General features: G+C 70.9%; 17 protein-coding genes, 1 pseudogene and 1 riboswitch. Of the genes and pseudogenes, 7 read left to right on the top strand and 11 right to left on the bottom strand.

Annotation, left to right across the window (positions count from 1 at the left end):
- Positions 1–253: 253 nt before the first annotated feature.
- The 4 genes from fabF to fabD all read right to left on the bottom strand — a co-directional run bounded on the left by fabF (position 254) and on the right by fabD (position 3,949).
- Entirely contained in the window at positions 254–1,516 is a 1,263-nt protein-coding gene (gene fabF, locus ACFSOX_RS03190) for a beta-ketoacyl-ACP synthase II (RefSeq protein WP_378476337.1), read from the bottom strand.
- Between the two features lie 244 nt (positions 1,517–1,760).
- Complete coding sequence (locus ACFSOX_RS03185; RefSeq protein WP_111358723.1) at positions 1,761–2,000, bottom strand: acyl carrier protein; 240 nt, start codon at positions 1,998–2,000, stop codon at positions 1,761–1,763.
- Between the two features lie 243 nt (positions 2,001–2,243).
- Entirely contained in the window at positions 2,244–2,981 is a 738-nt protein-coding gene (fabG, locus tag ACFSOX_RS03180) for a 3-oxoacyl-[acyl-carrier-protein] reductase (RefSeq protein WP_378476336.1), read from the bottom strand.
- Positions 2,981–3,949, bottom strand: coding sequence for an ACP S-malonyltransferase (gene fabD / locus ACFSOX_RS03175; protein ID WP_378476335.1), 969 nt, complete (start codon positions 3,947–3,949; stop codon positions 2,981–2,983). Before fabD ends, fabG begins: the two co-directional genes overlap by 1 nt.
- Positions 3,950–4,288: 339 nt before the next feature.
- On the opposite strand from fabD, the gene rpsF reads away from it, so the two are divergent.
- From rpsF to rplI, 4 genes are all read left to right on the top strand, one after another.
- Complete coding sequence (rpsF, locus tag ACFSOX_RS03170) at positions 4,289–4,774, top strand: 30S ribosomal protein S6 (protein WP_378476334.1); 486 nt, start codon at positions 4,289–4,291, stop codon at positions 4,772–4,774.
- 5 nt (positions 4,775–4,779) lie between these two features.
- Positions 4,780–5,028, top strand: a complete 249-nt coding sequence (gene rpsR, locus ACFSOX_RS03165; protein ID WP_111359095.1) for a 30S ribosomal protein S18 — start codon at positions 4,780–4,782, stop codon at positions 5,026–5,028.
- Positions 5,029–5,254: 226 nt separating this feature from the next.
- Positions 5,255–6,238, top strand: a complete 984-nt coding sequence (locus ACFSOX_RS03160; protein WP_378476333.1) for a DUF2232 domain-containing protein — start codon at positions 5,255–5,257, stop codon at positions 6,236–6,238.
- 103 nt (positions 6,239–6,341) lie between these two features.
- Positions 6,342–6,917 (top strand): 50S ribosomal protein L9, encoded by a 576-nt coding sequence (gene rplI, locus ACFSOX_RS03155; protein WP_378476332.1) that lies wholly within the window; start codon positions 6,342–6,344, stop codon positions 6,915–6,917.
- A gap of 326 nt (positions 6,918–7,243) precedes the next feature.
- On the opposite strand, the gene hisI is transcribed toward rplI, so the two are convergent.
- Complete coding sequence (gene hisI, locus ACFSOX_RS03150) at positions 7,244–7,723, bottom strand: phosphoribosyl-AMP cyclohydrolase (protein ID WP_378476331.1); 480 nt, start codon at positions 7,721–7,723, stop codon at positions 7,244–7,246.
- 92 nt (positions 7,724–7,815) lie between these two features.
- Positions 7,816–8,472 (bottom strand): GTP cyclohydrolase I FolE, encoded by a 657-nt coding sequence (gene folE, locus ACFSOX_RS03145; protein ID WP_378476330.1) that lies wholly within the window; start codon positions 8,470–8,472, stop codon positions 7,816–7,818.
- A gap of 340 nt (positions 8,473–8,812) precedes the next feature.
- On the opposite strand from folE, the gene ACFSOX_RS03140 reads away from it, so the two are divergent.
- Entirely contained in the window at positions 8,813–9,253 is a 441-nt protein-coding gene (locus tag ACFSOX_RS03140) for an iron-sulfur cluster assembly scaffold protein (RefSeq protein ID WP_378476329.1), read from the top strand.
- A 157-nt stretch (positions 9,254–9,410) separates the two neighbouring features.
- Here the strand turns inward: ACFSOX_RS03140 and ACFSOX_RS03135 are convergent, their stop codons facing one another.
- A complete protein-coding gene (locus tag ACFSOX_RS03135; RefSeq protein WP_378476328.1) occupies positions 9,411–10,673 on the bottom strand; it encodes a COG3904 family protein in 1,263 nt (420 codons plus the stop codon).
- A 292-nt stretch (positions 10,674–10,965) separates the two neighbouring features.
- Between ACFSOX_RS03135 and yidD the strand changes: the two are divergent.
- Positions 10,966–11,280 (top strand): annotated as a pseudogene (yidD, locus tag ACFSOX_RS03130) (membrane protein insertion efficiency factor YidD); the annotation flags it as partial.
- Positions 11,281–11,369: 89 nt separating this feature from the next.
- On the opposite strand, the gene ACFSOX_RS03125 reads toward yidD, so the two are convergent.
- The 4 genes from ACFSOX_RS03125 to ACFSOX_RS03110 form a co-directional block, all read right to left on the bottom strand.
- Positions 11,370–13,076, bottom strand: a complete 1,707-nt coding sequence (locus tag ACFSOX_RS03125; RefSeq protein WP_378476327.1) for a hypothetical protein — start codon at positions 13,074–13,076, stop codon at positions 11,370–11,372.
- Between the two features lie 43 nt (positions 13,077–13,119).
- Positions 13,120–14,400, bottom strand: coding sequence for a TAXI family TRAP transporter solute-binding subunit (locus tag ACFSOX_RS03120; RefSeq protein WP_378476326.1), 1,281 nt, complete (start codon positions 14,398–14,400; stop codon positions 13,120–13,122).
- Positions 14,401–15,220: 820 nt separating this feature from the next.
- Complete coding sequence (locus tag ACFSOX_RS03115; protein WP_378476325.1) at positions 15,221–16,807, bottom strand: cobyric acid synthase; 1,587 nt, start codon at positions 16,805–16,807, stop codon at positions 15,221–15,223.
- Positions 16,804–17,136 carry a cysteine-rich small domain-containing protein gene (locus ACFSOX_RS03110; protein ID WP_378476324.1) on the bottom strand — a complete coding sequence of 111 codons (333 nt, stop codon included), beginning with the start codon at positions 17,134–17,136 and terminating at the stop codon, positions 16,804–16,806. Before ACFSOX_RS03110 ends, ACFSOX_RS03115 begins: the two co-directional genes overlap by 4 nt.
- Positions 17,137–17,383: 247 nt before the next feature.
- Positions 17,384–17,608, bottom strand: a riboswitch (cobalamin riboswitch).
- Between the two features lie 274 nt (positions 17,609–17,882).
- Between ACFSOX_RS03110 and thrS the strand changes: the two genes are divergently transcribed.
- Positions 17,883–19,871: a threonine--tRNA ligase gene (gene thrS / locus ACFSOX_RS03105; RefSeq protein ID WP_378476323.1), complete on the top strand. Its 1,989-nt coding sequence runs from the start codon at positions 17,883–17,885 to the stop codon at positions 19,869–19,871.
- Positions 19,872–19,982: the final 111 nt, after the last annotated feature.

Genomic DNA, 19,982 nt, shown 5'->3' with positions numbered 1-19,982 from the left:
GGCGGCGAACGCGGCGCCGGCCCCCTGCGGAAGCCCGTCGGGGTGTCTAATACCCTTGGGATTGTGGCCAATTTATCGAGCACGCCGGTCTCCTCGCGGACCCTCGCGCCAGCCGCGACGGGCGGGCGCTCGGCCGCCGGAGGGGCCTGCCGCGGGGTGCGGCCGGTTCCCTTCGGACACCGGCGGCCGCGTCACCACGGCCGACGTCGGCGCTCGGGTGGCGGCGCGCCGCCCGGGCGAGACCGGATCGCCTTCACTGGACGCGACGGAAGACGAGCGAGGCGTTGGTCCCGCCGAACCCGAAGGAGTTCGACAGCGCGACGTTGATCTCGCGCTTCTTCGCCTGATGCGGCACCAGATCGATCGGCGTCTCGACCGACGGGTTGTCGAGGTTGATGGTCGGCGGTGCGACACCGTCGCGAATCGCCAGCACCGAAAAGATCGCCTCGACCGCACCGGCGGCGCCGAGCAGATGGCCGACCGACGATTTGGTCGAGGACATCGCGACCCGGGCCGCGTCGTTCCCGACGATGCGCTGCACGGCGCCGAGCTCGATCTCGTCGCCGAGCGGCGTCGAGGTGCCGTGGGCGTTGATGTAGTCGATCTCGGAGGTCTGGATGCCGGCCCGCTTGATCGCCATCGACATGCAGCGGAAGGCGCCGTCGCCGTCCTCGGACGGCGCCGTGATGTGATAGGCGTCGCCCGACAGGCCGTAGCCGATCACCTCGGCGTAGATCGTCGCGCCGCGCGCCTTGGCGTGCTCGTACTCTTCGAGCACCACGACGCCGGCGCCCTCGCCCATCACGAAGCCGTCGCGGTCCTTGTCGTAGGGGCGCGACGCGCGGGTCGGCTCGTCGTTGAAGGCGGTCGACAGCGCCCGGCAGGCCGAGAAGCCGGCGATCGAGATCCGGCAGATCGGCGATTCGGCGCCGCCCGCCACCATCACGTCGGCGTCGCCGAGGGCGACGAGACGCGCCGCGTCACCAATCGCGTGCGCGCCGGTCGAGCAGGCCGTGACGACGGCATGGTTCGGCCCCTTCAGGCCGTGCGCGATCGACACGTAGCCGGAGGCGAGATTGATCAGGCGGCCCGGGATGAAGAACGGCGAGACGCGGCGCGGCCCACGCTCCTTCAGCAGCACGGCCGTCTCGGCGATGCCTTCGAGGCCGCCGATGCCGGAGCCGATCATCACGCCGGTCGTGATCCGATCGTCGTAGGAGCTCGGATGCCAGCCGGCGTCGTCGAGCGCCTGCTTGGCCGCCGCCATCGCGTAGACGATGAAGTCGTCGACCTTGCGCTGCTCCTTCGGCTCCATCCACTGGTCGGGATTCCAAGTGCCGTCGGAGCCGTCGCCGCGCGGAATCAGGCAGGCGATCTTGGCCGGCAGATCGGCCACCTCGAACCTGTCGATCTTCCTGGCGCCGCTCTCGCCGGCCAGAAGGCGCTTCCACGTCGGCTCGACGCCGCATCCGAGCGGCGTCACCATGCCCAATCCCGTGACGACAACGCGTCTCATGTCACATGTCCCGCACCGGCCGGTTCGCCGCGTCCCGCTGCAACCGTCTCGGGCGGTTCGTTCGCGAAGCGGTCTCGCTCGTCTCCGACCGCGGCGCTCCGCCACGGCCAGCTCCACCACGCAGGAAGACCCGGCCCGGTCTGACGAACGCTCAGCGCGGGCTCATCGGCGACGAACAGCAGCGACTTCGGGCGGGGCAACACCGCAGGCCCGAGGGCCTGCGGTGGCGGCGTTCGGCGAAAAATCAGCTCTTGGCGTTCTTCTCGAGAAACTTGACGGCGTCGCCCACCGTCAGGATCGTCTCGGCGGCGTCGTCCGGGATCTCGCAGCCGAACTCCTCCTCGAACGCCATCACGAGTTCGACGGTGTCGAGGCTGTCGGCGCCCAGATCGTCGATGAAGCTCGCGCTCTCGGTCACCTTCTCGGGCTCGACGCCGAGGTGCTCCACGACGATCTTTTTGACCCGCTCGCCAATATCACTCATTGCTAACCCTCGTGCTTTCGGCATTTCACCCGGCGCACCGCCGCCGCATGCGGCAGGTGTCGCCCGGCAGCCATCTCGATGGACGCTGTTGAACGCTCATCCGGCCAAGGGGTGCATGCCGTCGCCCCAGCCCCGTCGCACTTCCTCGTCCAGCCCAGCGGATCGGTTATCATACTTCCTCAGGCTTGACCAGAAGTGCAGGGAGGCCCGCATGCGAACCCTGGACGAACCAAAAAAACCCAATCAGATCATTACCATGCCACCGTTTACATGGAGCGTCTGACCGGTCGTGTAGGCGGCCTGATCGGAGGCCAGATAGACGACCGCCGCGGCGATCTCCTCGCTGGTTCCGAGCCGGCCGGCCGGCACCCGCGACAGCACCGTCTCACGCTGCTTGTCGTTGAGGACGTCGGTCATCGCGGTCTGGATGAAGCCGGGCGCGACGCAGTTCACCGTGATACCGCGCGAGGCGACCTCCTGGGCGAGCGCCTTGCTCATGCCGATCATGCCGGCCTTGGCGGCGGCGTAGTTGCCCTGCCCCGGATTGCCCGACACGCCGACCACCGACGTGATCGAGACGATTCGGCCGAAGCGGCGGCGCATCATGCCCTTCACGGCGGCGCGCGCCAGCACGAAGGCCGCCGTGAGATCGACGGCGATGACGTCGTCCCACTCGGCGTCCTTCATGCGCATGAAGAGATTGTCGCGCGTCAGCCCGGCATTGTTGATCAGGATGTCGAGCTGACCGAGCGCCGCCTCCGCCGCCGGGACGAGCGTCTCGACCTCGGCGCGGTCGGCGAGGTTGCACGGCAGCGCGTGGACGCGGTCGCCGAGCTCCGCCTTCAGCGCCTCCAGCCTGTCGGCCTTGGTGCCGGAGATCGCGACCGTGGCGCCCTGGGCGTGCAGCGCCTTGGCGATGGCGCCGCCGATACCGCCGGTCGCGCCGGTGACGAGCGCCGTCTTGCCGGTCAGATCGAACATCACGCGGCGCCCTGCTGGAGCGCCGCGGCGCGCGCCGCGACGAAGCTCGCCACGTCGGCCGGCGAGCCGATCGCCGTGCCGGTCGCCCCGTCGGCGATGCGCTTGACGAGGCCGGTGAGCACCTTGCCGGCGCCGACCTCGTAGAAGCTCGTCACGCCCGCCTGCGCCATGAAGGCGACCGATTCGCGCCAGCGCACCGTGCCGGTGACCTGCTCGACCAGCGCCGCGACGATCTCGGCCGGCGTCGTGATCGGCGCCGCCTTCACGTTCGCCACCACCGGGACGACCGGCTGGCGGACCGTCACGTTGGCGAGCGCCTCGGCCATCACGTCGGCGGCCGGCGCCATCAGGGTGCAATGGAACGGCGCGGAGACCGGCAGCAGCGTCGCGCGCTTGGCGCCGCGGCCCTTGGCGATCTCGACGGCGCGCTCGACCGCGGCCTTGTCGCCGGAGACCACCACCTGGCCGCCGCCGTTGTCGTTGGCGGCCTGGCAGACGGCGCCCTCGGCCGCCTCGCGGGCGACCTCGGCGGCCGCCTCGAACTCCAGCCCGAGCAGCGCCGCCATGGCGCCGACCCCGACCGGCACGGCCTTCTGCATGGCGCGGCCGCGGGTGCGCACCAGCCGCGCCGTGTCGGCGACCGACAGCGCGCCGGCGGCGGCGAGCGCCGAATACTCGCCGAGCGAATGGCCGGCGACGAACATGGCGTCCCGGGCGAGGTCGACGCCCGCCTCCTGCTCCAGCACGCGCAGTGCGGCGAGCGAGACGGTCATCAGCGCGGGCTGGGCGTTCTCGGTGAGCATCAGGGTCTCGGCCGGCCCCTCGAACACGATCGCCGAGAGCTTGTCACCGAGCGCCTCGTCGACCTCGTCGAACACGGCCCGGGCGACCGGGAAGTTCTCCGCCAGCGCCTTGCCCATGCCGACGGCCTGGCTGCCCTGGCCGGGAAATACGAATGCGATCGCCATGGTGCTCCCTCCTTCGAAGTTGCGCGCTAACACACCGTCGGGGGGCTCAAAGTCAAGTGGGGCAGTCACTTACTACGGCCGGGGCGGCCCCGGCCGGTGGCTCGGCAGGCGCCCCGGGGTTGCGTTCGCGCCGGAAAGCCGTATAAGGCGCGCTTCGGCTCGGCTCCGGCCGGGGGCTGAACGGATGGCCGTGTCCTCCCGGGAGGGAGGAAGCGGCAGGATCCTTCGCGGATCCGGCGTCCCGTGTTCCCGCCTTCAGAGCTTTCTTTCGCGCCTTTCCCGAAGGGCACGAAGGGCTTCGCGTCGGACGAGCCGCCACGAACCAGGGAAAGGCATTCCATGCCGCTCTACGAGCATGTCTATCTGGCGCGCCAGGATCTCTCGGCGCAGCAGGTCGAGGAGCTGACGACCCAGTACAAGGGCGTCATCGAGAGCCTCGGCGGATCCGTCGCGAAGGTCGAGTATTGGGGCGTGAAGTCCCTGACCTACCGGATCAACAAGAACCGCAAGGCGCATTTCACGCTGCTCAATCTCGACGCCCCGGCCGCGGCCGTCGCCGAGGTCGAGCGCCAGCAGCGCATCAACGAGGACGTGCTGCGCACCCTCACCGTGAAGGTGGACGAGCTCGAGGCCGGCCCGTCGGCCATGATGCGCAAGTCCGACCGCGACCGCGACGAGCGCGGCGACCGTGGCGACCGCCGCCCGGGCGATCGCGACCGCGACCGGGGCGATCGTGGCGACCGCGGCCCGCGCCGCGACCGCGACGGCCGCCCGCCGCGTGAGGATCGTGTCGAAGTCGCCGCCGACGACGCCAGCGAGGATTGATCATCATGGCCATGGCCTCTGCCGGCGGCGCCCGCCGCCCGTTCTTCCGCCGTCGCAAGACCTGCCCGTTCTCCGGCGCCAACGCCCCGAAGATCGACTACAAGGACGTGCGGCTGCTGCAGCGCTACATCTCGGAGCGCGGCAAGATCGTGCCGAGCCGCATCACCGCGGTGTCGGCCAAGAAGCAGCGCGAGCTGGCGCGCGCCATCAAGCGCGCCCGCTTCCTCGGCCTGCTGCCCTACGTGATCCGCTGATCGCCGAACGGCCGGGCCGGCGCGCGTCGGCCCGATCCCGGCAGCGGCACGGACGACGGCGAACGACGACACGTCGTCCAAAGACCTTCGGCCCGCCTGCGACCGCTTCGATGCGCGCATCGCGGGCCGATCCTCTGGTTGGGACGGACGGCCGCGCCCGCGGTGAACCACACCGGGCGCGGCGCTGATCCGCCTCTAACCGCTCCTCGAGCGGGACAGCGAGACGATGATCCAGTTCATCCTGGTCGGCCTCGGGGCCGGCGCCGTGGCAGCCCTGACCTTCGCGGCCCTCGCGGCCGGGTCGACCCTGTCGATGCTGCTGTTCTATCTGGCGCCCCTGCCGATCATGATCGCGGCGCTCGGCTGGAGCCATTGGGCCGGCCTGCTCGCGACGCTCGCCGGCACGGCCACCCTCGCCGCCTGGTTCGGCTCGCTGTTCTTCCTCGTCTTCCTGCTCGGCCTCGCACTGCCCGGCTGGTGGCTCTCCTATCTGGCGCTGCTGGCGCGCCCCGGCGGCGATCCGACGAACCCGACGCTCGACTGGTATCCGGTCGGCCGCATCGTGCTGTGGGCCGCGGTGCTCGGCGCGCTCGCCGTGATGATGGCGCTGCCGACCTTCGGCAGCGACCTCGACGAGATTCGCGCCACCCTGCGCGACGGCTTCGCCCGGGTGTTCCGCGGGCGCAACGGCGAGCCCGGCCTGCCCGGCGTCACCGATTCGGATGCGATCTTCACGGTCCTGGCGATCGCGCTGCCGCCGGCCGCCGCCTCGCTGATGACGACGACGCTTCTGTTCAACCTGTGGCTGGCCGGCAAGGCGGTCGGACTGTCGGGCCGGCTGCCGCGTCCGTGGCCGCCGCTCTCCGAGATCTCGTTCCCGCTGATCTCGGCCGTCGCCTTCGCGGCCGCGATCGCCGCCTCGCTGCTGCCCGGCCTCACCGGCCTGCTCGCCGGCATCGTCGCCGCGACCCTGTCGGTCGCCTTCACGGCGCTCGGCTTCTCGGTGCTGCACGCGCTGAGCCGCCGGGTGAAGAGCCGCGCCGTGGTGCTCACCACGCTCTACGCGGCCGTGCTGATGTTCGGCTGGCCCTTGTTCCTGGTGATGCTGGTCGGCCTTCTCGACCCGGCGATCGATCTGCGCGCCCGCTTCGCGGCCCGCACCGCACCGACCGCGGGCGGACCGCCGGCCGGACGCCCGCCACCGGACTGATCCCGACGCCACGAGCACCGCAGTCACCGGCCCGTATTCACCACCCCGCATTCACGAACACGACTCGACGAACACGACTCGACGAACACGAAGGAGAGACGACATGGAAGTGATCCTGCTGGAGCGCGTCGGCAAGCACGGACAGATGGGCGACGTCGTGCGGGTGCGCGACGGCTTCGCCCGCAACTTCCTGCTGCCGCAGGGCCGGGCGCTGCGCGCCACCAAGGACAACCTCGCCAAGTTCGAGGGCATGAAGGCGCAGCTCGAGGCGCGCAACCTGGAGCGCAAGGCCGAGGCCGAGAAGGTCGGCGGCAAGCTCGAGGGCCAGAGCTTCGTGGTGCTGCGCCAGGCCTCCGACACCGGCCAGCTCTACGGCTCGGTGACGACCCGCGACATCGCCACCCTGGTCGGCGAAGGCGGCGTCTCGATCGACCGCAGCCAGGTCGCCATCAACGCCCCGATCAAGACCATCGGCCAGCACCACGTGCCGATCGTGCTGCATCCGGAGCTCGAGGTGACCGTCACGGTCGTCGTCGCCCGCAACGCCGAGGAAGCCGAGCGCATCAAGCGCGGCGAGGACGTCACGGCGCGCCGCGAGGACCGCGAGGTCGCGGAAGCCGCGGCCGAGGAGTTCTTCGAGAATCCGGAAGCCGGCCAGGCCGGGCAAGAGGAAGAGTGAGACCGGCGCGACATTGAAACAGCCTCTCTCCGCCCTCTCCCGAGGAGCGCCCGAAGGGCGCGTCTCGAAGGGCGGGGGCGGCCACCGAAGTCGAGCCTGCTCGACGTCGGAACTCATGGACGCAGATCGGCCAAAGTCGATCTGCGGGTTCGAGACGCGGCCTGCGGCCGCTCCTCACCACGAGGAGTGAAAACGCGCAATCACGCGACGGTACGAGACGATCGGCCTCCGGCGCAAACTCGTCGATCCTCGAACGACCAACGGACGGGCGACGCTTGGCCGTTCTGCTTGCTCGTCGATCGTCGTGAACCGCGGGATCGTCGCCGCTATTCGGGCGTCTTGTCCTTGCCGGCGTCGTCGCCGTAGACGGCGCCGGGGTCGAACACCTTCTCGGCCTTCTTGAACTGCAGCACCAGGGTGTGGCCGGCGGTCTCGCGCAGCGAGACGGCGCGGTAGAAGCACGAGGCGCGGCCGGTGTGGCAGACGCCCGGCCCGACCTGCTCGACCCGCAGCAGCAGCGCGTCCTGGTCGCAGTCGACCTTCATCTCGATGATGCGCAGCACGTGGCCGGAGCTCTCGCCCTTCTTCCACAGCTTGCGGCGCGAGCGGCTGTAGAACCACGCCTCGCAGGTCTCGATCGAGCGCGCGAGCGCCGCGTCGTTCATCCAGGCGAGCATGAGAACGTCGCCCGACCACGCGTCCGCGACGATCGCCGGGATCAGCCCGTCGCCGTCGAACTTGGGGGCGAAGACGCGCCCCTCCTCGATCTGCTCGGTGGTGCCGCGCGGCGCGAAGACGCTCTTCATGCGGATACGCTTTCAGTCCCGGCGGGGACGCACGTCACGCGCCGCTTGACGAGACGCCGGTCCCCTGCCCCACGGCGCCCAACGGCGGACGGTCAGCCGATGCCGTTGCGCACCAGATTGACGAACCGGAACTGCTCCTTCGGATCGTCCCGGAACACGCCGGTGAACTGCGTCGTGATGGTGCGGCTGCCGATCTTCTGCACGCCCCGCATCGACATGCAGGTGTGCTCCGCCTCCAGCATCACGGCGACGCCGCGCGGCTTCAGCACGGTGTCGATCTCGGTGACGATCTCGGAGGAGAGCCGCTCCTGGGTCTGCAGGCGCTTGGCGAAGATGTCGATCAGCCGGGCGATCTTCGACAGGCCGACGACGCGCTCGACCGGCAGGTAGCCGACATGGGCGCGGCCCATGAACGGCATCATGTGATGCTCGCAATGCGACGTGAACGGGATGTCGCGCACCAGCACGATGTCGTCGTAGGTGCCGATCTCCGAGAAGGTCCGCTCCAAGACCTCGCCGGCGCTCTCGTGGTAGCCGCCGAACAGCTCGTCATAGGCGGCGACGACGCGGCGCGGCGTGTCGAGCAGGCCCTCGCGGTCGGGATCGTCGCCGATATAGCCGAGCAGCACCCGCACGGCGGCCTCGGCCTCGGCGCGCGACGGACGCGTCCGCGCCGGCGCGACCGGAAGCTCGCCGGCCGTCTCCGACGGACGGGCGGCGGGAGTGAGGGTCTTGATCACGTGGTCCATCGCGAGCGACGTCTCCGTTCGGGTCGACGCCGACGGGCGCCGCACCGCTGCAACGACCGCACGTCGCAGACGACGCGTGCCGCACCGAAAAGGGGCAGGCCCGCATCGGACGGGACGGCGACGATCCGGCGAAGCCTCCCCGGGACAGGCCCGGCGCACGCCGATGGGAACCGTCCGGCCCGGGGGGGCCCGACCGGAAACATGTGGGACCGGCCGGACCGGGGCGCAAGCGCCTCCCGGTGGACGTGCCCCTCGCCCCGCCCGGCCGACGTCCTATATGACGGGGTATAGTCGGAGCCAGAGGTCGAGGCAAATCGACCCGCCCGCCCGGACAGGCATCATGCTGAACGACATCTACAATCGCCGCATCCTCGAGCTCGCCGGCAACATCCCCCGCCTCGGCCGGCTGGCCGAGCCGGACGGCAGCGCGACGGCGCATTCCAAGCTGTGCGGCTCGACCGTCACGGTCGACCTCAAGGTCGCCGACGGCACCGTGGTCGACTTCGGCCACGTGGTGAAGGCCTGCGCGCTCGGCCAAGCGTCGTCCTCGATCATGGCGAGCCACGTGGTCGGATCGACGGCCGACGAGCTGCGCTCCCTTCGCGAGGCGATGCGCAAGATGCTCAAGGAGAACGGCCCGCCGCCGGACGGCCGCTGGGCCGACCTCGCGGTGCTCGAGCCGGTGCGCGAGTTCAAGGCACGCCACGCCTCGACGCTGCTCACTTTCGATGCCGTGGTGGCGGCGCTGGACCAGATCGCGGCCGGCCGGCCGGGCGGCTGAATCGACAGGTCGACTGGGAGGCGGTCCGCCGGGGCGGCGCGAAGCGCCGAGCCGGGAATAAAGCCGCGCGGTCGACGCATGCCGCTGGATTCCGAGCTCGCGGACCTGACGGTCCGCGCCCCGGAATGACCGGGTCGTGAAACCTCGGCCCCGTCCCTCACCGGGCCGCGGCTTCGAGCCTCGCATGGGTGTCGCGCTTGCCGCGACCGCAGGCCGCCTCGAGCCCCCCGAACACCTTGCCGAGCCCGGCATTGCCGATCCGGGTCGTCGTTCCGGCACTCCCGTCGGATCCGGTGAGCACCGACACCGAGCGGGTGGTGGCGGCCGCAAAAGTCCGCACCAACGACGCCGGGACGGTGCCGATCGCGACGCTCTCGACGCCGCGGCCGTCGCCGCGCGACGACACGACGTCGAGCGTCACCTCGGTCTGCTCGATCCACAGCCGCACCTTGTCGAGCGGCACGGCCTCGCCGCCGCCCGGAGCCGCCTGGCGCCGCTCCGCATAGGTGAGCGCATAGGTGCCGGCGACGTCGCCGCAGCTCAGGCTCAGATCGAAGCTGCCGATGCGCTCGCCCTCGACGGTGAGCGGATGGCGCCGCACCAGCATGGTCCCGGAATTGCCGTCCACGGCCGCCCAGCCGCGCTCGGCCGACGGCGGCGACCGCTCCGGCACCATGGCGACCGGGGTGACGGCAGCCGAGGTCCGGCGCGCCGCGACCGGCGCGATCGCCTGGTCGAGCCCGACGCGCCTCAGCTCGTCGCGGCTGAGGAGCCGCATCGGCTCCCACGGTGGAATCTTGAGCGCGATCTCGATCAGCTCGGCGCCGCCGTCGAGGCCGCCGGCCATCTCGGCCGTGTAGCGGACGATGGCGCCGATGTCGCGCTGGACGAGGACGAGGTCTTCGGCCGAGTAGGACGCCGCGACCGCGTCGTCGCGCCGGTCGCCGAGCCAGATCTGGTGGACGAGGACGCGCGAGCGCGCCGGGACGTCGCGATGCACGCCGCCGAGCAGCACGAAGGCGCACATCGATTCGCAGTTCGCCGGCGCGATCGCGGCCGGCTTGCCGGCCGGCGCCGGACGCTCGGCGCGCCCGACCGTGGTGTCGAGGCCGAGCCGGCGGATGGCGCGGCCGAGCGCCAGGGCACCGAGCACCGAGCCGCCGTCCGAATCGAGCACCACCTTGCCGTCGTGCAGGTTGCGCTCGGTGGCGAAAGCCTCGAACCGACGCGGCGTGTCGGCCGTGATCATGCCGGCGGCGAAGATCACCGGAGCGCAGTCGGTCTCGCAGCCGGCGGCCGGCTCCTGCAGCGAGAACTGCATCGGCAGGGTGCGCGGATTGGCCGGGAGCTCCGGCGTGCCGGCGACCACCGGCATGGCACAGAGCACCAGGACGAGGGCTCCGACCCAGGATCGCTTCACGATCCGGCACCGTTCCATTGCGGTTCCCCGTGCTGTTTCAGCAACGCGTTTCGCGGACCCGTCGACTCGACTGTTGTTCTTGTTGACAGTTCAGCTCTGCAATCTCGCCACATCACGCGACTTTCGCGCAACTGTGATCTTACGTACACAAACGACCATCGCAAGCGGCCGTTTTTGCGGCATTTCACCCGGTGATGCTGCCGCTCCGGTACCGAACTACTTTCATCGGCGTAGCAATGCTTGGCGAGCTTCGTCCTTGCCCGGCCCCACCCGAGGTGGTTTAGCAAGGACGATGCCACACCATCGGCCCATCGGCTTCGTCGCCGCCCTGCCCCGCCGGCTCGCCCGCGCGCTGATCCGGGGGTATCAGCTCACGCTGTCGCCGGTCGTGGGCACGCAATGCCGGCACCTGCCGACCTGCTCGGCCTATGGGGACGAGGCCATCGGGCGGTTCGGCCTGTGGGCGGGCGGCTGGATGACGCTGGCGCGGTTCTGCCGCTGCCATCCGTTCGGCACCCGCGGACTCGATTTCGTGCCGGCCGAGGTGCCGCGCGGGGCGCGCTGGTGGCTGCCGTGGCGCTACGGCCGCTGGCGCGGCACGCTCGCCGAGCCGCCCGGCCGGGTCGCCCCGGCCTGCGGCTGCGGCGCCGAGCACCCCGGCGCCGGCGCCGATCACGCCGACGACGCGGGCGAGCCTCAGCGCGCGGCGAGCGCGTCGAGCTTGCGGGCGGCATCCGGTGATCCGAGCGCCGCCGCGCGCTGATACCACTGCCGCGCCTGCGCGGCGTCGCCGACGGCGCCGAGGATCTGCAGGCGCTCCAGCGCCACCGGATCGAAGGTCGCACCGAGCAGCAGCGCGGCCGGCGCGTCACCGGCCTCGGCCGCCCGGCGCAGCAACAGACGCGCCGCGGCGACGTCGCCGCCCGCCAGGAAGGCTTTTCCGCGGTCGATCAGAAGGGCGATCTCTTCGGCATCGACGACCGGGGCCGACGGCGAGGCCGCCGTGACGGTGACGGGCGACCTCGTTTCGGACGGCCGCGCGGCGTCGCGGGTGCCACGCAGCGGCAGCGTGCCGTTCGCCGCACCGACGACGCCCGTGCCGACGCCGGAGAACACCGCGCCGGTCCACTCCACCCGCATGGCGTTGCGGTCGCCGATCGCGTCGTCGGCGAGGCGCAGCTCGACCCCGATCTCCATGGTACCGACGAACGCCTCGGGCGGCACCAGCGCGGCACCGCCGAGAGCGGCGAGCGGCAGCCGCCAGGCGTCCGGTCCCATCGGCAGGCCGGCGGTCAGGCGCGTGCCGGGCGCGAGGCCGGTCAGCACCAGGGCGCCGTCGGCGGAGGCGCGCGTCAGCGTGATGCCGAGCGGCACCGCGGCGCCGCGTGGCGCCCGCTTCAGCTCGACCAGCACGAGCCGCACCGGCGCGGCCCGCTCCAGCCCCGCCATCAGGGCGCGATCCGACGGGGCACCGGCGAGCGCCGGCCCGGCCGCCTCGCGCCCTGCCGACGGGATCAGCACGACGGCGATGGCCACCGCCGCCGCGGCCGCGACCCCGGCGAGCGCCGCGGCGAAGCCGGCACCCCGCCACGGCACCCGGCCCCGGACCGGCAGGGGCGGCTCGGGCACGGCGTTCGGATCGAGCGCCAGGCGGCGCCCGAGCTCGCGCACCGCGACGTCGCCCGCGAAGGGGCGCGGCTTGAGCCAGCCGAAGCCGCCCGGATCGCCGGCCGACGGCACCATGGCGGGCGAGTCGGCGAGCAGCAGCGGCTCGGTCCGGGCGGCCTGCGCAGACGCGGCGCGCGGCGCCGCGGTGCGGACCGGCTCGGTGTCGGGGATCAGCCAGACGACGGCGGCGCGCCCGGTCGCGGCCGGAACCTCCTCGGCGCGCACCAGCTCGGCCACGGGCGGCGCGGCGAATGTCGGCGCGCCCTGCGTCGACGCGGCGTGGGTCGGCGCGATCCGGGTCGCTTCCGTCAAGGCCGCCTCGGCGCCGGCCGCGATGTGGGCCGGCTGGCGCGGCAAGAGCGGCCAGTCGGTCGCCGACGGTGCCACGACGGCGCTCTCGGCGACCGGGCTCGGCCCGGCGCCCGAGGACGCGGCGAGGATGGCACGGTGCTGCGGGACAGGGGCTTGCGGGGCCGGCACGGCGCCGTCGCCGAACGGCACGCCGAGGATCACCTCGGGCTCGCGATGTGGCGTCGCAACGGCCATCGCCGAGGTGTGCGTAGCGTCATCGGCCGCCGCGAAAGGCTCCGCGTCCGGCGAATCCGGCACCACGGTCGGCCCGGTATCGCCGGCCTCCGGTAAGGTCTCCTCGCCGCGCTCCAGGGCGCGGCGCGCCCAGGGCGGCGCGTAGCGCAGCGGCACGGTCGAGCCGTCGTCGTCGATCGGGGCACTCATGACGCTCCTCCATTCGACGTGACGCGGGACCGGACGCGGCCGCTCATCGGCGCGCGCGCGTCTCGTTCCAGCGCAGGAATTCCTGGAACAGCTTCTCGCGGTCGGCCGGCGTCGCGGCGTCGTCCGCAGCGACGCGGCGGCTCGCCAGGAACTTGTCGAACTGCTCGCGCGACACCGGCGGCGGCGCGTTCTTGCGCAGCCACTCCTCGGCGGCCGGGAACCGCGAAAAGCCCGGCACGGTGGCGGCGAGGCTGGTCTCCCGCCATTTGGGATGACGTGGTGGCGCCTGCAGGGCGGCGAGCTTCGGAAACAGCTTCTCGACGAAGCGCTCGATGCGCTTGTAGCGGTCCGACCCCTTCGGCCAGCTCGGCGTGAACAGCACGGTGCCGGCCGCGACCGTCTCGATCGCACCGCCCGGCGCGACCAGGCCCGGATAGTCCTCGGCCGACAACACGGCCGGCAGATAGTCGGCCTGCAGGGGCTTCGCATAGGCGAGCGGCAGCAGCCGGAACGGTCCGGCCGGCAGCCGCGCCAGCGCCGGCACCGGCTTGCCGGAGAGCAGCACGACCGCGGCGATCTCGCCGCTGCGCAGCTTTTCCACAGCGTCGTCGGTGGGCAGCGCGACCGCGGTCACCGAGACACCGAGCCGGTCGAAGACGTCGCGGGCGATCAGCGCCGTGCCGGAGCCCGGCTCGCCGATCGCGACCGGCTTCTCGGCCAGATCGGCGAGCGTCGCGGCCGCCGCGTCGGAGCGCACGAGGACGTGGATCTCCTCGTTGAACAGCTTCGTGACGATGCTGATCTTGTCGTCGAGCTTTCCGGTCGCGTCGGGACGCGAGCCGGCCGCGTCGGGACGTGATAGCAGCGTGAGCGCCCGAGCCGACGCGATGCCGAGATCGATCCCCTTCAGAAGGCGCACGTCGCGCACCGTCTGGGCGCCGCCGCTGCCGACGATCGGCAGTACCCGGAAGGCATCACCGTCGTCGAGCACGGCGGCGAGATCGGTGACGGCGGCGAGCGCCGTCGACCCGGTCCCGCCGGCGACGATCGAGACCGTGTTGGCATGCGCGCGGTCGGCCGTCACCGCGGTCTCGGCGCCCGGACGGCGGGCCGGCGGGCGCGGACGGACCGGCGCCGTCGTCGTGGACGACGCCTCCGCCGCCGCCCGCGGCGGGGCTTGCGCACCGCCCGTCTGCGCGGCGGCGGAGGAGAGACCGGCGAGCGCGTGAACGCTCACGACGACGAAGGCCGCAGCGGCCAGGACCGCGGTCGGGACGCGAGAACAGGCACGCCGCCGGCATGCCCGCTGCAGGCCTTCATCCATGAAGCGTTCCCCGTGCTCCGGATGCGGGACTCGCAACGCGAACGCACTGCTCACGAAGACGATCGACGAAAAAACTCACGCGAACGCGACGCAAACTCACGACCACTCAACGCTCACTCAACACTCACTCAACGCTCACTCAACGCTCACTCAACGTTTACTCCACGCTCACTGACGCTACGCGCACTCTCGTCGGACGGATGACGACGCGGGACGCGACGCATTCCAGGCACGGGCCCGCTTTACGCACATCCACGAAGCAGGCACACAGGCTCCGACGGCGCGCGCCACAGCGCGCGTCGTGGCTCGACTGACATCACAGGATCGGCCCGACCGCGACCTCGCACGCCGACGACAGTGTCGTCGATGCGACGGCGTGCTCACGTCGGCGCATCGGCCACGCGCACCCGGTCGGGCGCGGATCCCGCTGCACAGCCGCCGACGCGGTCACGTCGACCCGGATGTCCGATGTGAGATGTGCTGGCTCCCCCTGTCCCCGATCGAACCGTGACTCGGCAATTTGGCGGCTTTGTGATCGGCTTTAAGAATTCGTTAGGGATTGTGTCCGGCCCGACGTGTCTTGCGCGATTCGCTCCAGCAAACTGCCTCGGCCGACGAGCAGAGCGACCGAACAAATCATTTTCGTGCGGCGCGAATTCTTGTGACGGAGAACGCCGTTGCACGCGAAAATGCCGTTCCTTCGGAACGGCGGTCCGAGGAAATGACGCCGCGCGAGGAGGGGGCGTCCCGCGAGGACGGGAGCATGGCCTTCGCCGTCGGGCCGGCGAGCGGTCGCGGCACGGCCCGACGGCGGCCACCGTCACCGGGCGAGCGCGAGGAGCGCATCGAGATCGAGATTTTCCTCGCAATGATCGGCGAGCGCCTCGATCGCGGCCTCGGTGCGCTGCACGAAGTCGAGGCCGGAAGCCTGCGCCCCGACGGACCGGAGCCAGTGGCTGCGGAACGCATCGGCCCCGAACAGGCCGTGCACATAGGCACCGGCGATGCGGCCGTCGGCCGACATCGCACCCTCCGGCCGGATGTGCCCCGCCCCGTCGTCCAACATCAGCCACGGTCGTGACAGACCCGGCCCCGTGGTGCGGCCCATGTGCATCTCGTAGCCGGTGACGCGACAGCCGCTGAAGCGATCCACCGCGTCGACGTCGACGAGTCGCTTGTCGCCGCCGATCTCGGTCTCGACGTCGAGGAGGCCGAGGCCGCGGGTCTCGCCCGACGCACCCTCGTTGCCCTGCGGATCGCGCACCACGCGGCCGAGCATCTGGAACCCGGCGCACAGCCCGAGCACCCGGCCGCCGCGGCGCGCATGGGCGAGAATGTCGATGTCCCAGCCCTCCCGGCGCAACACGTCGAGATCGCTCCGGGTCGCCTTCGAGCCGGGCAGAATGATCACGTCCGTGTCGGCCGGGATCGGGTTGCCGGGCTGGACGAAGCGCAGCGCGACGCCCGGCTCGGCCGCGAGCGGATCGAGGTCGTCGAAATTGGCGATACGCGAGAGCCGCGGCACCGCGACATTGAGGCCACGCCCAAGCGTCTCGGCCGGCCGCTCCAGCGCGAGCGAGTCCTCGGCGGGCAGCCGGTCGGCAGTCGGGAACCAGCGCAGCACGCCGAGGAACGGCCAGCCGGTCTGTTCCGTGATGGTCTTCACGCCGGGCTCGAACAGCGAGAAGTCGCCGCGGAACTTGTTGACGACGTAGCCGACCACGCGGGCGCGGTCGGCCGGATCGAGCAGCGCATGGCTGCCGACGATCGCCGCCATGGTGCCGCCGCGGTCGATGTCGGAGAGAATCACGACCGGCAGGTCGGCCTGCTCGGCGAGATGCATGTTGGTGATGTCGGAGCGGCGCAGATAGATCTCGGCGCCCGAGCCGGCGCCCTCGACCAGCACCAGATCGGCCTCGGCGCGCAGCCGGTCGAGGCTGTCGAGAATGGCCGGCATCATGCCGTGGCGCATGCGGTGATAGATGCGGGCCGGGCAGTTGCCGAGCACGCGCCCGCGCAACACCACCTGCGAGCCGATGTCGGTCTGCGGCTTGAGCAGCACCGGGTTCATGTGGATCGACGGCGCGGCCTTGCAGGCGCGGGCCTGCAGATGCTGCGCCCGGCCGATCTCGCCGAACACGATCTCGCCGTCCGGTCCCGGGGGAAGATCGCTGTCGGCCGCCACGGCGGCGTTGTTGCTCATGTTCTGCGCCTTGAACGGACGCACCACGAGGCCGCGGCGCGTGAAGGCGCGGCAGAGGCCGGCCACCACCATGCTCTTGCCGACATCCGAGGCGGTGCCCTGGATCATCAGCGCGCGGGCGCGGCGCCGCAGCCGCTGCGCGGCGGGCGTGAAGGCGATGCGGGAGACGAGGCCCGCGATCTGGGCGTCGACGTCGATGGTCATGATTTGGTCCGAACGGGCTTCTGCCGGTAAGGCCGAGTCTGCTCCTGCCCGTCCCAGATCACCGGCCGCTCGAGCCACTTCTGGATGAAATTCCAGGCGCCGCGGGTGCCGTTGTGCGGCAGCGTGCAATCCGAGCAGTCCTTGCGCCGCGTCCCGTTGCGGTCGGTGAAGACCTTGTAAGGACCGGGGCAACGGTAAGCGATCAAGGGGCAGTAGCAGAACAGGCAGTTGAACTGCCCGCGCACGCCGGAATGGCAGGGCAGGAACGGACAGGCCGTGTTGGTGAAGCCCTTGAAGGCTTCGTTGGTGGTCGTGTCCTTCGGCTGCATGCGAGGCCCCGGCGTGTGCGAGCGCGGCGGCGACGGCGTCGCCACCGTCTGAACGCGCAGGCGGCCCGCCGGCGAGCGGCATCGCCCGCCGACACGTCGCGCCGCGGATGTGGACGAGGACGGGTTCGAATGCCGGTCACGGCGGCACGGGCCTCGCACCGCCGACCGTCACGCGGACCGATCACGTGAAAACGGAATCAGAGTCGGGTGATCATGAGCGCTCCCCTTTCGACCCACCGTCGAACGGAATGGACCAGCGTCTCCGGCCGGTCTCCTGGCTCACGGATCATGGTCCCCGATCACCTTCCCGGGACTTGCCCTGATGGCGTCCCAGTGGCTCACGATCGGCGACGATCCGTCCACAGTTGCGGGGGCAGCCGCGGCATTGGCGAGAGCTCGTCGAACGAGCGCTCGCCGGACCGCGTTCCCGTTTCACCTCTCGACGAGAGGCACCGAAGACCGTTTCAAATGAGCACGAAGCGGAGTGGCGTGCAAGGGCGGGCCATCCCGGAATCGGGTGCGGACCTTCACGACGGTGGCGATGTCGCCGGCGCGATGACGATGTCGTCGCGGCGCCGTGCGCGAAATCCAGGGCGCGCCACGATCGGCGCGCCGCGATCGCCCCGCGGGCCGATCACGGCCCGGCCGGCCTTGCGCTTCGCCCCCGCCCTGCTATATCCCTCGCGCATCGACAGAATCCGCTTACCTGCGTTCGTAGGCAGCGAGTGAGCAACAGGAGTTTGCGAATGGTCGCCCTGACCTTTCCCGACGGCGCGCGTCGGGAGTTTCCGAACGGCACCACCGGTCTCGACATCGCCAAGGGCATCTCGCCCTCCCTCGCCAAGCGCACCGTCGCGATGGCGCTCGACGGCGTGCTCGTCGATCTCGCCGACCCGATCGAGCAGGACGCCGCGATCGAGTTCGTGTCGCGCGACGATCCGCGCGCCCTCGAGTTGATCCGCCACGACGCCGCCCATGTGATGGCCGAGGCCGTGCAGACGCTGTGGCCCGGCACCCAGGTCACCATCGGCCCGGTGATCCAGAACGGCTTCTACTACGACTTCTTCCGCAACGAGCCGTTCACCCCGGACGACTTCGCCGCGATCGAGAAGACGATGAAGGAGATCATCGCGCGCGACAAACCCTTCACCAAGGAGGTGTGGTCGCGCGACGAGGCCAGGCAGGTCTTTCGGGACAAGGGCGAAAGTTTCAAGGTCGAGCTGGTGGACGCGATCCCCGAGGATCAGACCATCAAGATCTACAAGCAGGGCGACTGGTTCGACCTGTGCCGCGGCCCGCACATGACCTCGACCGGCAAGATCGGCACCGCCTTCAAGCTGATGAAGGTCGCGGGCGCCTATTGGCGCGGCGACAGTAACAATCCGATGCTGACCCGGATCTACGGCACCGCCTGGGCCAAGCAGGAGGATCTCGACGCCTATCTCAAGCAGATCGAGGAGGCGGAGAAGCGCGACCACCGAAAGCTCGGGCGCGAGCTCGATCTCTTCCACTTCCAGGAGGAAGGCCCCGGCGTCGTGTTCTGGCACGCCAAGGGCTGGTCGATGTTCCAGTCGGTGATCGCCTACATGCGCCGCCGCCTCGCGGCCGAGTACGACGAGGTCAACGCCCCGCAGATGCTCGACAAGGTTCTGTGGGAGACCTCCGGGCACTGGGAGTGGTACCGCGAAAACATGTTCGCGGCGCAGTCGGCCGGCGACGAGGCCGAGGACAAGCGCTGGTTCGCCATCAAGCCGATGAACTGCCCCGGCCACGTGCAGATCTTCAAGCACGGGCTGAAGAGCTATCGCGATCTGCCGATCCGCCTCGCCGAGTTCGGCGTGGTGCACCGCTACGAGCCGTCCGGCGCCATGCACGGGCTGATGCGGGTGCGCGGCTTCACCCAGGACGACGCGCACATCTTCTGCAACGAGGATCAGCTCGCCGAGGAGTGCCTGAAGATCAACGACCTGATCCTCTCGACCTACGAGGACTTCGGGTTCTCGGGCGACCTGACCGTCAAGCTCTCGACCCGGCCCGAGAAGCGGGTCGGCTCGGACGCCTCGTGGGATCACGCCGAGGAGGTGATGGGTCGCGTGCTGCAGCAGATCGCCGACCGGTCGGGCGGCAAGATCAAGACCGCCGTGAACCCCGGTGAAGGCGCCTTCTACGGGCCGAAGTTCGAATACGTGCTGCGCGACGCCATCGGGCGCGACTGGCAGTGCGGCACCACCCAGGTCGACTTCAACCTACCGGAGCGGTTCGGCGCCTTCTACATCGACGCCGACGGGGCGAAGAAGACGCCCGTGATGGTGCATCGGGCGATCTGCGGCTCGATGGAGCGCTTCCTCGGGATTCTGATCGAGCACCACGCGGGTCACTTCCCGCTGTGGCTCGCGCCTGTTCAGGTGGTGGTCGCGACCATCACGCAGGACGGCGACGACTACGCCGAGGCGGCGGTCGCGGCGGCACGCCGGCTCGGCCTGCGGGTCGGCATCGATCTGAGGAACGAGAAGATCAACTACAAGGTCCGCGAGCACTCGCTGGCGAAGGTGCCGGTGCTGCTCGTCGTCGGCAAGAAGGAGGCGGCGGAGGGCACCGTCTCGGTCCGCCGGCTCGGCTCCGACAAGTCGACCGTGATGCCGCTCGACCAGGTGCTCGCCGCCCTGGTCGACGAGGCGGTGCCGCCCGACCTCAAGCGGGCGCGCGCCGAGACGCCGGCCGTCGCGGCGGAGTGAGCGGCGGCGCCGAGCTGAAACGAGGAGAACCGAGGCGAGACGAGCCGCGGCGATCTGGGCGCGCCCGGACGGGGGCTCGGACGGGGGCCGGCCCCGGAAGGGGGATCCGCC

This window comes from Rhodoplanes azumiensis, assembly GCF_042682915.1.
GTDB lineage: Bacteria > Pseudomonadota > Alphaproteobacteria > Rhizobiales > Xanthobacteraceae > Rhodoplanes > Rhodoplanes azumiensis.
The sequence above is the reverse complement of the archived record's forward strand: the minus strand, read 5'-3'. Positions and strand labels throughout refer to the sequence as shown.